This is a genomic window from Microvirga arabica (assembly GCF_016811235.1).
GTDB lineage: Bacteria > Pseudomonadota > Alphaproteobacteria > Rhizobiales > Beijerinckiaceae > Microvirga > Microvirga arabica.
In genome coordinates, this window is the sequence record NZ_JAFBID010000122.1 from 1 (window position 1) to 12390 (window position 12390).

A 12390-nucleotide genomic window follows, 5' to 3' on the forward strand; every position below is an offset into this window, starting at 1 on the left:
GATCCGCTGGCGGAGCTCATCCTCTCCGGTGAGATCAAGGACGGCGAGACCGTGCCGGTGCATGCGGGCCCCATGGGTTTGATGATCGGGAATGGGGCAGGGCATCCGAGCCATAGGATTGCGGCATAAGGCTCAAGGCCGGAAGGATCGAGGATGCTCGTCCTGGCTTCGATCCGCGTTTTGCATGCTCTTCGTCCATGTGGCCATCTCTCAAGGCGGCCACATGGACCGTCATCGCCGGTGGAGAGCAAGGGATGAACATGCTGGCACCTCTCATCCTCGGCAGCGTCGTCTCCGGTGGGCTTATTATATGTTCATGTCCCTTGGTCTTCAGTTCTATGATGTCCCTGCGGTATCCAGAGCCACATCGTGTGGTACGGACGGAAGCGGACGACGAACGGAAGATCGGGGCTGTTAACATGCAGTCACCGCAGCGAAATGCGCGTCCCCGGCGAAACTCACGCCGGCCGCATGCCGGCAGGAAGGCTTTTGGTGTTGATGAAAGACAGCATCAGGCACACGCACATCGTCACTCCAGAGTTCCGCCAGCTGAAAATCCGGCGGGGACTCTGCGAGTGAGGGTTCCTGGGGCTCGTGGTGGATCACAATGAACATGGTGCACCCGTCCACCGAAAAGGAGGGGTCGCCTGAGCGGGTGGGGCTCTCTATGGTTGGAGGATCCTTATGCGTCGTAGACTTCTTGCTGGATTGTTCGTGAGCCTTGCAGCTCTTCCTGCGGCCATGGCGCGACAGACCAGACGCCGATTTCGAAAGCGCAGACCGCCACGTATCAGCAGGATTTGAACAGAGTGAAGGACACACAAGTCGACACCTGATACCCGGCAGCGTGTCGACTTCTCCAGGAAGTACGAGCGGCTTCTGAGCAGGAATCCAAAAGAGATCATCCCGGATATCTGTATTGGGTGCTGACCGGCCCGACAGCGCTCCAACCGAGCATGGCGCGAAGTTCACGGCGACCGACGCTCACGGGTGTGTTCACCGGGTCGCAAAAATCCCTTATCAGGCCCTCGTGTCTGATGCGAAAAGACTTGCAAGCGTTGCTGCTCGATCACATCTCTAATGTATCAAGCCGGCTCCTCGCGGGCGTGGCTTGACCGATGCACTCCGACGAGGCTTAGGACGGACCCTCTCGCGCCACTTTGTGGGGCAGAGAAGTCCCCTCGGGCGAGATCCGCATAAGCCTTTTTGAGTCGTCGCTGAACCTGATCGGCAACTAGCTTGAAGAGGTTTGTCATGTCTCGGTGGAATGACAATTCTCGCCTGGCGCCATACGGGTTTGGGCCAGGCACGTTCGCGCCGTCGCGGGTCGAGTTCGATGCTGGCCTGCGGGCGCACATGATCGGTGTCTACAACTACCTGATGCTCGGGCTCGCCTTGAGCGGCGCCGTCGCTTACGCGGTAGCGAACACGCCCTTGGGTGAGCTCTTCTACTCCGGCCCGCGCGAGCTGACCCCGCTCGGCTGGGTCGCGCTGCTGGGTCCCTTGGGCTTGATCCTGATCGCGTCGTTCGGGGCTCACAGCCTATCTCCGGCGAGCCTGCAGGGGATCTACTGGGGCATCACGGCCCTCCAGGGCGTCGGCCTCGCGGCCTTGCTCCAGACCTATACCGGTGAGAGCGTCACGCGCGTCTTCTTTATCACGGCCGCGTCCTTCGGTGCCTTGAGCCTGTGGGGCTACACCACGCGCAGCCATCTGTCCGGCTGGGGATCGTTCCTGCTCATGGGCCTGGTCGGGTTGATCCTGGCCTCGTTGGTCAACCTGTTCCTCGCGAGTTCGGCCCTGCAGTTCACGATTACGGTCATCGGCCTGTTCGTGTTCGCGGGCCTGACCGCATGGGATACCCAGCGGATCAAGGAGGAGTATGTCGCGGGCCTTGCCCACGGTGATGCTGCTCTCACCAGCAGGGTCTTCGGGGCGCTGAGCCTCTACCTCAACTTCCTCAACCTCTTCCAGCTTCTGCTGTCCCTCCTGGGCCAGCGGGAGGAGTAACGGAACGGAGGAAGCCATGCCCCTGACTGGACGATTCAATCTCCGCCGCACCATAGGCGGCAAGATCGTGCTGCAGGTTGAGGAAGAGGTCAGACGGCTCTGGCCGTTCTCCCGCAACCAGCTCACAAAGCGGCGTTGGCGTGACGCAACCATCATGGACCTGGCGCAGCCTGAGCTGCGCCCGCTCATGGATCTGCGCTACAAGCCAGGTTTTGAATGGGCCCGGGTTTACGGCCAGCTCGGTCCGGCACGCCAAGATGGGTCTGTCGGTAGTGCGTCATCGCAGGACAACCCGTCGCTTGCCGTCGCTCCCGAGCCCTCGGTCAAGGCGAACGCTGCTATGTCGGCACCCCAGGGCGTGCCCGCTTAGGCCAGAGGAATCAAGAACAGCCGGGACGGCAGCATGCTGCCGTCCCGGCTCTTGCACCCCAGGGCGTAACGCCGATCTAAGGCCGCACTCTTCATGTGGCGCCCCAGAAGGCGTGGTCCGGCAAGCCCAAGAACGTCGAGGCGGGCCAGCGCGCTTTCAGGCACCCAGGCACCGCGCAAGAATGAGTGGTTTGGCCTCTATGGGGTAGTGGCGAAGAGAACGGAAGGAAACAGCAGCGTAGTCCTGGTCCAAGCGAGTGATACCTGGACGCGCGGGCGTCTTCCAGGGCGCTGCCGATTCTGCGTTCCGAACGTCGTGCCCGGGCCGGCTGGCCTATGACCTGGGCGGACCGCCGGCTTCGGCATGGAGGAACTCGCGCAGAATGCTCCGCAGGCCATGAACCTGGTCGACGAGGTTCAGAACGATGCCAATGCCCTCGTCGTTGACCCCGATCCCGTCCTTGAGGTCACGGATCAGCCGGGCTCGTGCTACATCCAGCTCGGAAAATGCGAAGCCTGCCTGGTCCCGCTGCGGAAGAAGCCAGCCTTCCTCAATCCAGACCTGGACCGTTCCCGCATCGACGTCCAGACGCAACTGGAACTCCTCCATGGTCAGCATCTACGCCTCCATGCCATCTCGGGGATTGTAGGACGCGCCGCCTGTCCACCGCTCCGCAAAGGCTTCGAGTTCCGGATCCGGGCGGTCCGGCAGGACGACCTTCAGGACGGCATGCAGGTCGCCATGGGTCCCGTCCGGCCGTGGTGCGCCCTTGCCTCTGAGCCGCAGGATCCGTCCCGTGTTGCTGCCCTTCGGAACGCTGACCATGACGGGGCCCGTCGGGGTCGGGATCTGAATGCGGCCTCCGAGGACGGCCTCGCGCAGGGAAATCGGCACCTCGAGGCGAATGTCGTCGTCCTCCCGCACAAAGAGGCGGTGCGGACGCACGTGGATTTCGATCAAGGCGTCGCCGGGCGGGCCGCCGATGCCTGGCTCCCCTTTGCCGGCGAGCCGCACCACCTGGCCGTCCCGGATGCCGGCCGGAATGGTGATGTCGAGCGACTGGCCGCTCGGCAGGGTCACGGTCTTGCGGGTGCCGTTCACCGCCTCAAGGAAGTCGAGGGCGAGACGGAAGCGAAGATCCTGCCCAGGCATCGCGAACCGGGTTCGTGCGCCGCGGCGGAGCAGTTCCGACAGGATGTCCTGATCCATGAAATCCGCAAAGCCGGCTTCGCTGTGGTAGGATGGTCCGGGCTCCTCAGCCGCGAAGTCTCGGTAGTACCGGCGCTGCGGTCGCTCGGCGCCCGAAGCGTCGATCTCGCCACGGTCGAAACGAGCGCGCTTCTCAGGGTCGCTCAGCAGGTCATAGGCGGCTGAAATCGCCTTGAAGCGGTCCTCGGCCGTCCGGTCGCCGGGGTTGAGGTCCGGATGGTGTTTCTTGGCCAGCTTTCGATAGGCCTTCTGGATCTCCTCCGCAGACGCAGTAGGCTTCACGCCAAGCAATTCGTAAGGGGACTCGGCCACGACCTCCCTCCATTCAACCGAGCGTTCTTGGTCCTCGCAAACGCAACATGCGTTCCTGTTACAGGTGCAAAACGCCGGTTCGGCTGGTCCGGATCCCTGATCCTGGGGGCGCATCCAGATCACAAAGGGCGATCAAAAAGGACACGGAAAGAGCACTGTCACCGGGTCAGGACACGGTCCTCACGTTTAACAGCTCGGCTCCCGAATCGAGCACATCCGGTTCGAGATTTCTCGATCCGTCGACACGAGGGCTTCCCGTTGCGATCCAAGCGGCTGGTCGGTACCTTCCCGCCCCATCAATGTTAGTACGCCGCGGACGGAAGCAATGTGTCATTGCCCGAGCCCGCATCTCTCCCACACCGAGGTAGATCTTACCGAGTGTTAAGAAGCTATCGCATTCCTTGTGACGAAACTGAAAAAGCAGGGTGCCTGCTGCACCCTATTTTGGAGGAATGGCGATGAGAAAAACCCTGATCAGTCTTACCTCAGCACTCACCATCGCGGTCTCTGCGGCCATCGTTCCGACACCGGCCTCGGCCTATCCGGGCTGGGTCATACCGGCGATTGCCGCCGCCGGGGTTGGTGGAATTGCCCTTGGAGCGGGGATCAGCTCCGCCCAGGCACAGACCACAGGATCGATCTTTTCAGCATCTCCAGTCACCCCGGTTCAGCCCCAGATCAGCTATGATCCCAATACGATGGTCCAGCCGGGCTGCCATCTTGCCCGCGAGCGCATTCGTGGCGGATGGCGCCGTGTCGAGGTCTGCCCATAGTCCTCTTGGTTGGGGCTAAAGCACAGTAGCCGAACCTCCTACCCTATCGTGAGTGCCGGGACAGTTCTCTCCCTCCTGAAGCCGGGGAGGGGATCGACTGCCCCGGTGCTTCCGGCAAAATCTGGATCCTCAAGCTGAATGAATGGCCTGTCCTCCAGTTCAAGACTACGGACCGGCGATCGTGACAGGGGCGATCATGAGGATGTTGCCGCACGGCGCCTGAGGGGTGATGACCGCGCTCGCCACGCCTACTAGCAGTGGGCCGCTCCTGCTCGGGATGACGACAGGACCTCCCGAGTCGCCCATGCAGACGCGGGCGCCGACCGTGCGCGCGATGATCAGCCCCGTTTCGGTCATCGCAAGAGGCCTCAGCGCGGCTGTCTTGAGCGTTCCTGCCGCCTGTCCCGAGAGGCCAACGCCAGCCAGCTGCAGGGTCGAGGGAATGCGCTGCAATCGGTTAGCGAGCCTCAGGGGACTGCGTCCCCTGACCGGCGTCTCCAAGCGCAAGACAGCAATGTCGAGGGAGATCTCGTTGAGCATATCCGCCAGATCGCGGGACGCGAGGCGACCTGACCCGACAGCATGACGAGCCGCCGCGGCGACACGATGGGCGGAGGCAATTCGCCTGCTGCCCTGATAGAAGCCAACCACAGCCCCCACCGGGTTCCCCCTGATGCAGTGCGCTGCTGTGAGAACAAGATCTGGAGCAATGAGAGCTCCTGAACAGCGGCTCAACCGGAGAGAGCCATCTGGCTGAACGAGTGTACCGACGGCGACTGTGGCGCGGGCGAGTTGATCGTTAGTCCGTGCGAGGGTGCCTCCTTCGATGCCGTGAGCCGGGCCAATGGACCATGTAAGTGCCATGGCCATGAGCCACCCGGGCAAATGACTGATGATGTGGCGCTTCTCGCCTTTCGCAGGAACGTGGAGGTGTTTCATGGTCATAACCAAAGTCAGATCATGAACGAACAAAGTCAGCTTTCAGCGACCTGTCCATAGAGCCGATGCTGTGGTGGCGGATGAGGTAAGAAAGCATCCCCTCGCTTCAAGGGTTGCAGATACCTCTGGAGTGGCGCGCTCCAGGCTCGTGCGATCCCTCAGGAACCCAGAACACGGTCTGCTGTTTTGAAGCATAGGCCATGACATTGAATATGCAGAGGAGGTCGACTTGCTCAAGCGCACGTTCCCCGGTGCATTGGCGGGTGCAGTCATAGGCGTTGCCGCCTCTGGATCCTCGCTCCCCGATTTCGCTCAGGATACGCCAGCCCGCTGCCTGCCACAGGAGGTACAGGCCAGCGCCCTTCACGACGGGTGCAGCGGGGCCGTCACGTTCGGCATGAGCGGGCCCATGGTGGTGCCAGGCCAGGCTGCTGACATCGAGGCGACCGGCAGCATCACTCGAACCATGAGCGATAACTCAACAGGGGGCAGCGGCGATCGCCCTGAGTGAGTCGTCGCATGGCGTCAGCGCAAGCTGCAGCCGCAGGCGTGCTGCGGCTGCGCTGCTGCTATCCCTCAATGGTGACGAACAGGTACTGCTCCTCACGTTTCACGCGCAGGAGCACCGGTCGCTTCTGACCCTGGGCGTCCGTCCAGGCCTTCGCCACATCCGCCGGGGCGCTCACCGGTTGATTGTTCGCCGAGACGATCACGTCCCCCTGCCGGAGACCGGCCTCCGCGGCGGGGCTGTTCCGATCAACCCGCTGGATCAGCACTCCCGACGTGCCGGGCTCCAGCCCCAGTTGACCTCTCGCTGCCTCAGGGATCGGACTGAGCGCCAACCCGAGCCGCTTGCCGTCACGCGCTCCGTCGGGAGCCGTCGAGCGGGCGGCCTGCTCGTCGCTGCGCTGACCGATGACGATGGCCAGTTCCTGAGGCTTGCCGTCCCGGATCACGGTCACCGACGCCTGGGTGCCGGGCTTCATGGCGGCGACCGCACGGGAGAGATCGCGACCACTCTCCACCGGTTTTTGTTCGAACTGCGTGATCAAGTCACCTGACTGGAAGCCCGCCCTGTCGGCCGGCCCGCCGGGCTCCACCGAGGCTACCAGCACGCCTTTGTCGTCCGAGCGGCCGAGCGCCTGAGCAATGGCCGGCGTGAGCTCCTGCAGGTGAAGTCCCACATAGCCCCGCTCGACCCGTCCGGTGCGGATCAGCTGGTCCGCCACCGCTTGAGCAGTCTTCGATGGAACGGCAAAGCCGATGCCGATATTGACGCCGGAGGGGGAGAAGATCGCCGTATTGACGCCGATCACTTCGCCGCGGACGTTGAATAGCGGCCCACCGGAGTTGCCGCGGTTGATGGAGGCGTCGGTCTGGATGTAGTCGTCATACGGGCCTGAGCGGATGTCGCGGGAGCGGGCCGAGACAACACCAACCGTCACCGTGCCGCCGAGGCCGAAGGGGCTGCCGATGGCAATCACCCAGGAGCCCGGCTCGGCAGCATCCGAGTCGCCCCAGGTGGCGATGGCCATGTTGGGCTGAGGATCGACTTTTAGCACGGCAATGTCGGTGGCCGGATCCCGGCCGACGAGGGCGGCAGGGACATTGGTTTTGTCACCGAACACAACGTGGATTTCGGCCGCGTCCTCGACTACGTGGTTGTTGGTGATGATGTGTCCGTCCGAGCTGATCACAAAGCCCGAGCCAAGCGCCTGCCGGGGCTGTTGCCGGCGGGGCTCCGGGCCTTCGCCATAGTAGCGGCGGAAGAACTCGCGGAAGGGTAGGTCGTCCGGCAGCGATTGCGCCTGCTCCTGTTCCTCGACGCGTTGCTTGGTGGTAATGGCGACGACGGCAGGCATCTTCTGCTTCACGATGGCTGTGAAGTCAGTCGGAACCTGCTGGGCCGCTGCTGGTGGTGCGGTGAATGCCAGGAGAGCGATAACTCCGGCTAGCACATGCCTTCTCAAGGTTAAGCTTGATCCAGAACGAGGCATAGGATCCTCCTGTGCAGAACATGAACGGCTCCGAGAGGCCAAAGCGCGGTGCCGAGGGCGGGGAAAGGAAGTGGTTCCCGTAGCCCGGCTTTGGACAACAGCTTTAGATAGGAGCCGTTCTCAGGCATCACTACTGCACGCGGAAACGACACGACTTTTCACGGCTGATTGGTTTTCCTCCTGCTGGGTGAGGTATCCTCTATGGAATCAGGGAGTTCCTCGGAAGCCGGGTGGCCTAATGCTCGCACGCTCGGCGCGACCTCCCATGCGAGCTCACACAAAGGCCAAGCAAGGGCTGCTCGTGGCACTTCTGAGAAGTAAGCGCTCGGTCCGCTTCGACACTCAGGTGCTGACGTTCGTTAATCGGCAGGAACGTGAGATTTTGACCCGATCCCGTCATTTGCGCTGAGCATGGTTGGGGCAGGTACCCCTCTTGGGTGGGCCTCACTCAACCTACCCAAAATCACAATCCGACCCTAAGTCGACGCTCATCCAAGACGTGGTTGGCTGGGAGGACATGACCGGGTGTCTTCGCACTTCAACCCCTGCGCCCTTCCCCTCCAATGCTTGGGGGAGGCTCGGACGTTGCTTTGCATTCCGTGACGGTCTCCAAGACAGAAACAAGCTTTGCTTGGTTAAACGGCTTCTGGAGGAAGGCGAGTGGCCCCGTCGCCTCCGCAGCTTGGCGCGTCGATGGATCGCCAGAGCCTGAGATGAACACGTGCGGGATCGCGCGCTCCCGAGCTGCCTGAGCCACGTCAATCCCGCTTAGGCTGCCCTTCAGCTTGATGTCCAGGACAGCGAGGTCGACCCGTTCGTGTAACAGGTATTCAAGCGCCTTCTCGCCAGTCGCAGCAAAGCCGGCCACCTCATGACCGGCCTCCTCGATCACGTCGGCAACGTAGTCTGCCACGAGTGCCTCGTCCTCTACGACGAGAACACGCAGCTTTCCCATCATAGTGGAACGTTGATCCGGCATATGGCTCCTGTATCACCTCGTTCAAAAGAGATCTCACCCCCGACCTGTTCTGTCAGCCGTCCGATAAGGCGCATTCCAAGACCGGATGTCGCTGCGAACAGATCCACCCCCCTGACGCCGTCCCCATCGTCTGCAACCGTCAGAACCGCTCGATCTCCCAATCGTTCGAGGGCCACTGACAAGCCACCGGAGCGACCTTCCGGCAAGGCATGCTTCAGGGAGTTGGTGAAGATTTCATTGGCTATCAGCCCGAAGGGCACCGCCAAGTCAACTGGCAAGACCATTGCCTCCAGCCGGGACGTAAGCCGAACGTAACCAACCTTCAGTTCCGTGAGGCTGCCAGCCAGCCGTTGAAGGAAGGCGGCGAAGTCCACCTTTCGGAAGTCCTCCGAGCGGTAGAACTCCTCCTGGAGGGCACTCAGCGCTTGGATCCGTCGCCCGAGATCCGCGAGTTGCTCACGGTCACCTTGGGTTGCAATCGCCTTTTCCGTCATCCGCAGGAGGCTGATCACGATCTGAAGGTTGTTGTGCAGCCGATGGTAAAGCTCCTTGAGGACGAGGTCGCGGTTCTCGCCGAGCTCGCGCAGTTCCCGGCCGCGGTCGTAAGCCGTGCGAACTGCGGTGGCCAGGCGACGAAGCTGCTTGGCTCCTTTGACCACGTAATCATCGAAACCGTGCTTGATGGCCCTGACCGCCAGCTCTTCGTTGCCTGTTCCGGTGAACATGACGCAACAGCAGAAGGGGTTGGTCGCCTTGACCCGGTCGAAAATTGCAATCCCGTCGGTCCAACGCAGGTCGAAATCGGTGACGAGAATGTCCGGTGCTTGCTCCAGCAGGGTTTGGTCGAGGCTCACTAGGTCGCTTGCCTCACGGAACCCAGCGTTCGGGAACTCCTGGGCAACCGCCCGAATTGCCAGCACACGGGCATCGGGGTCATCATCGACAAAGAGAATGCGCATGGGACCATTCAGGCGATCAGTGGTGGACGAATTGGTTCAGAAAGCTGCAAAGGCAACGAACAGGAAGCCCCGTTGATCCTATCTGCTGACACTCCCATGAAAGAGAAGGCTACTGGAAGACCTCCCACGTCTGGTCAAGCTCCAGCGAGGTCTTCCCGTTTTAAGCGTTCCATTGGAGCCTTTGCATTCACGCTTGCCGGAGCGCTGCTGGTCGCGAGCGCGATCACGTTAAATGTCCTCCTCTCCGGTCTCACGGAAACCCGAACTCTTGTCCTGCGGACGGGCTCAATCTTGCGGGATGCTGCCGAATTGCATGTGGACATACGATCTGCGGAGACAGGGCAGAGAGGCTATCTTCTAACTGGAGAACGTCGTTATCTGACCCCCTACGAGCGCGCAATTGGGCAGGTCTGGAGCACATTCCAGCGGCTGCAACAAGCCGTGCAGGATTCTGGACAGGTTACCCGCCTGGCTGGGCTGCGCCCGCTCATCGAAGCCAAATTAGAGGAACTGGGCCGGACAGTCGAACTGCGAGGGCGAAGTTTCGAAGAGGCCCTGGCAGTCGTGCGGACCGATGTCGGGCAGAAACTGATGGAGGACATTGAAGCCGCCATTGCCGAGTTCGAGCGGGCCGAGCAGGAGATCATGGTCTCTCGCACGCGGGAACTGGAGCAGAGGGCAGTCTGGACCACCCGGGTTGCTGCGGTATCGGGCGTACTAGCGTTAATCAGTGCCATCCTCGGTGTAATCTGGATCGGGCGTCAGCGCGCCAATGCCCGTTTGCTCGATGCCGAGCAGCGCTTCCGGCAAGACCTCGAACGGAAAGTTGAGGAGCGCACCGCCCAGCTCAGTCAGGCTAACAGGGAGCTCGATGCCTTCGCCTACACAATCTCCCACGACTTAAGAGCGCCTCTACGAGCCATGCACGGTTATGCAGGGGCATTGGTGGAGGATTATGGGTCGATCCTGCCCGAGGAGGGGCATCGCTTCACCGACCGCATCGTTTCCGCCGCCGAACGGATGGAGGTCCTGATCGAGGACATCCTGACCTACAGCCGTCTGGCCAGGGAGGAGGTAAGCGTACGGCCGGTGGACCTCGAAGCAACCGTAGAAAAGGTAATTGCCAACGCCGAGCCGATCATCCGGGAAGCAAAGGCTAGGGTAGAGGTGGAACCTCCGTTGCCCGATGTCATGGCTCATGCGCCCACGCTCGCACAAGTGATGGACAACCTGCTGTCGAATGCTATCAAGTTCATCCCCTCCGGACAGACACCCCACGTAAGCATCAGAGCAGAGGAGTCAGATGGGCGAGTAAGGCTCTGGGTGGAGGATAACGGCATCGGCATTGATCCGGCCCACCAAGAGCGTGTCTTCCAGCCGTTCCAGCGGCTGCACGGCGTGGAAAGTTACCCTGGCACTGGCATCGGACTTGCCATTGTACGTCGGAGCATCGAACGCATGGGCGGCCGCAGCGGTGTAATATCGGAGCCCGGTCAGGGAAGCCGCTTCTGGATAGAGCTTAGGAGCGTGCAAAGGGAGCCGACCATATGAACCCTGCCGATGATGTGATCCTGATCGTCGAGGACAATCCGGATGACCGGGATCTGCTCGCCCGGGCGTTCCGAAAGGCGAAGGTGGAGACACCCTTCCAGTTTGCTGTTGATGGTGACGAGGCCGTGGCACTTCTGGGTGAGCTTGCCAACGTCCCGAACCGACCAAATCCGGTGGTGGTGCTCCTGGACCTGAAGCTTCCCCGCCGCTCCGGGTTCGAGGTTCTGGAGTGGATCAAGGGACACCCGGTGCTGCGGCGTGTTCCAGTCATTATCCTGACCTCCTCGCGTGAGGACGTTGATCTTAAGCGGGCTTACGATCTTGGCGCGAACTCGTATCTGGTGAAGCCCGCGCGTCCCGAGGAACTGCTCCGAATGGTCGAGCAGATCCATGCGTACTGGCTGGGCTTCAACGAGGCCGTTCGGGTGGCAATGTGAGGATCAGCGAGCTGAAACTGCTCGTCAGCGGCCGCTAGGACCGAGACGTTACAGGCTAGCCGGAGACATGTGCCCTTGTGGTGCCCCCAATCACATCGATCCCAAACAATACGGCGATGTTTACAGATAGCACCGGGCGGACCTTAGCCGAAATTCCGCATTGGTGGCGTGAACTGACGTTCGCAAGGCCACGCCTGATACCAAGTCCCGCTGATCATCATTGGTGCGCCCACTCGCGCAAGCCGATGGACATGATGGTCCAGGGTTGATCAGTGAGCTTGTTCCACGCCGCACAGCAGTGATCGAGGATGTCGGTGTCGGACGTGAAGATCCGGTTGGAGATCCAGTTCTCTCTCATGAACTGCCAGATGTTCTCCACCGGGTTCAGTTCAGGCGCCTTTGCCGGCAGCGGCACCAGGGTGATGTTCGACGGCACCTTCAGTCTGGTTGAGACATGCCAGCCGGCTTGGTCGAGCAGCAGCACTGCGTGCACGCCAGCTGCTACGGCCTGGGAGATCTCAGCGAGATGCAGCGTCATCGCCTCTGTCGTGCAGCGCGGCAGCACCAGCCCCGCTCCTTTGCCTTGCGCCGGGCAGATCGCGCCGAAGATATAAGCAGACGCAGTCCGCAGATCCCGTGGCGCGGAGGGACGGGTGCCGCGTTTGGCCCAGCGCCGCGTGATCTTGTTCTTCTGGCCAATCCGCGCCTCGTCGGCAAACCAGATCTCTACAGGGCGGCCATCGGCCTTGTCCTTCGCGATCTCCTCCAGACGCGTTGGGAAGTCTAATGGCATGGACCGGCCGTGCTCCCCGGTGGAGCATGGGAGGACGGGATTGTCCCGCAGCCACGGAGCC

The 12390-nt window shown here is 61.8% G+C and carries 13 protein-coding genes; 6 read left to right on the top strand and 7 right to left on the bottom strand.

The window, feature by feature from the left end:
* Positions 1–1254: 1254 nt before the first annotated feature.
* Positions 1255–2010: a Bax inhibitor-1/YccA family protein gene (locus JQC81_RS30555; protein ID WP_203275542.1), complete on the top strand. Its 756-nt coding sequence runs from the start codon at positions 1255–1257 to the stop codon at positions 2008–2010.
* A 16-nt stretch (positions 2011–2026) separates the two neighbouring features.
* Entirely contained in the window at positions 2027–2380 is a 354-nt protein-coding gene (locus tag JQC81_RS30560; RefSeq protein WP_203275543.1) for a hypothetical protein, read from the top strand.
* A gap of 333 nt (positions 2381–2713) precedes the next feature.
* Here the strand turns inward: JQC81_RS30560 and JQC81_RS30565 are convergent, their stop codons facing one another.
* Both JQC81_RS30565 and JQC81_RS30570 read right to left on the bottom strand, forming a co-directional pair.
* Positions 2714–2998 carry a MerR family transcriptional regulator gene (locus JQC81_RS30565; protein ID WP_246520777.1) on the bottom strand — a complete coding sequence of 95 codons (285 nt, stop codon included), beginning with the start codon at positions 2996–2998 and terminating at the stop codon, positions 2714–2716.
* Positions 2999–3901, bottom strand: coding sequence for a DnaJ C-terminal domain-containing protein (locus JQC81_RS30570; RefSeq protein WP_203275544.1), 903 nt, complete (start codon positions 3899–3901; stop codon positions 2999–3001).
* A gap of 458 nt (positions 3902–4359) precedes the next feature.
* Between JQC81_RS30570 and JQC81_RS30575 the strand changes: the two genes are divergently transcribed.
* Complete coding sequence (locus JQC81_RS30575; RefSeq protein WP_203275545.1) at positions 4360–4674, top strand: hypothetical protein; 315 nt, start codon at positions 4360–4362, stop codon at positions 4672–4674.
* Positions 4675–4839: 165 nt separating this feature from the next.
* Here JQC81_RS30575 and JQC81_RS30580 read toward each other — a convergent pair whose 3' ends face one another.
* Positions 4840–5619 carry a trypsin-like serine protease gene (locus JQC81_RS30580; RefSeq protein WP_312887616.1) on the bottom strand — a complete coding sequence of 260 codons (780 nt, stop codon included), beginning with the start codon at positions 5617–5619 and terminating at the stop codon, positions 4840–4842.
* Positions 5620–5842: 223 nt separating this feature from the next.
* On the opposite strand from JQC81_RS30580, the gene JQC81_RS30585 reads away from it, so the two are divergent.
* Positions 5843–6124 (top strand): hypothetical protein, encoded by a 282-nt coding sequence (locus tag JQC81_RS30585; protein ID WP_203275547.1) that lies wholly within the window; start codon positions 5843–5845, stop codon positions 6122–6124.
* 58 nt (positions 6125–6182) lie between these two features.
* On the opposite strand, the gene JQC81_RS30590 is transcribed toward JQC81_RS30585, so the two are convergent.
* The 3 genes from JQC81_RS30590 to JQC81_RS30600 all read right to left on the bottom strand — a co-directional run bounded on the left by JQC81_RS30590 (position 6183) and on the right by JQC81_RS30600 (position 9548).
* Positions 6183–7571 carry a DegQ family serine endoprotease gene (locus JQC81_RS30590; protein WP_312887617.1) on the bottom strand — a complete coding sequence of 463 codons (1389 nt, stop codon included), beginning with the start codon at positions 7569–7571 and terminating at the stop codon, positions 6183–6185.
* A 577-nt stretch (positions 7572–8148) separates the two neighbouring features.
* Entirely contained in the window at positions 8149–8589 is a 441-nt protein-coding gene (locus JQC81_RS30595; RefSeq protein WP_203275549.1) for a response regulator, read from the bottom strand.
* Positions 8565–9548: a sensor histidine kinase gene (locus JQC81_RS30600; protein ID WP_203275550.1), complete on the bottom strand. Its 984-nt coding sequence runs from the start codon at positions 9546–9548 to the stop codon at positions 8565–8567. The genes JQC81_RS30595 and JQC81_RS30600 overlap by 25 nt, the downstream gene beginning before the upstream one ends.
* 72 nt (positions 9549–9620) lie before the next feature.
* Here JQC81_RS30600 and JQC81_RS30605 point away from each other — a divergent pair, with 72 nt between their 5' ends.
* Positions 9621–11099, top strand: a complete 1479-nt coding sequence (locus JQC81_RS30605; protein WP_203275551.1) for a sensor histidine kinase — start codon at positions 9621–9623, stop codon at positions 11097–11099.
* A complete protein-coding gene (locus tag JQC81_RS30610) occupies positions 11096–11536 on the top strand; it encodes a response regulator (protein WP_203275552.1) in 441 nt (146 codons plus the stop codon). Before JQC81_RS30605 ends, JQC81_RS30610 begins: the two co-directional genes overlap by 4 nt.
* A gap of 217 nt (positions 11537–11753) precedes the next feature.
* Here JQC81_RS30610 and JQC81_RS30615 read toward each other — a convergent pair.
* The coding region (locus JQC81_RS30615; protein ID WP_246520779.1) for an IS630 family transposase at positions 11754–12390 on the bottom strand (637 nt) is incomplete at its 5' end.

Bases quoted from the DNA above. Each gene is read 5' to 3' on its own strand.
- JQC81_RS30555 (WP_203275542.1), top strand. From the start codon at position 1,255: ATGTCTCGGTGGAATGACAATTCTCGCCTGGCGCCATACGGGTTTGGG.
- JQC81_RS30560 (WP_203275543.1), top strand. From the start codon at position 2,027: ATGCCCCTGACTGGACGATTCAATCTCCGCCGCACCATAGGCGGCAAG.
- JQC81_RS30565 (WP_246520777.1), bottom strand. From the start codon at position 2,998: ATGCTGACCATGGAGGAGTTCCAGTTGCGTCTGGACGTCGATGCGGGA.
- JQC81_RS30575 (WP_203275545.1), top strand. From the start codon at position 4,360: ATGAGAAAAACCCTGATCAGTCTTACCTCAGCACTCACCATCGCGGTC.
- JQC81_RS30580 (WP_312887616.1), bottom strand. From the start codon at position 5,619: ATGACCATGAAACACCTCCACGTTCCTGCGAAAGGCGAGAAGCGCCAC.
- JQC81_RS30595 (WP_203275549.1), bottom strand. From the start codon at position 8,589: ATGCCGGATCAACGTTCCACTATGATGGGAAAGCTGCGTGTTCTCGTC.
- JQC81_RS30600 (WP_203275550.1), bottom strand. From the start codon at position 9,548: ATGCGCATTCTCTTTGTCGATGATGACCCCGATGCCCGTGTGCTGGCA.
- JQC81_RS30610 (WP_203275552.1), top strand. From the start codon at position 11,096: ATGAACCCTGCCGATGATGTGATCCTGATCGTCGAGGACAATCCGGAT.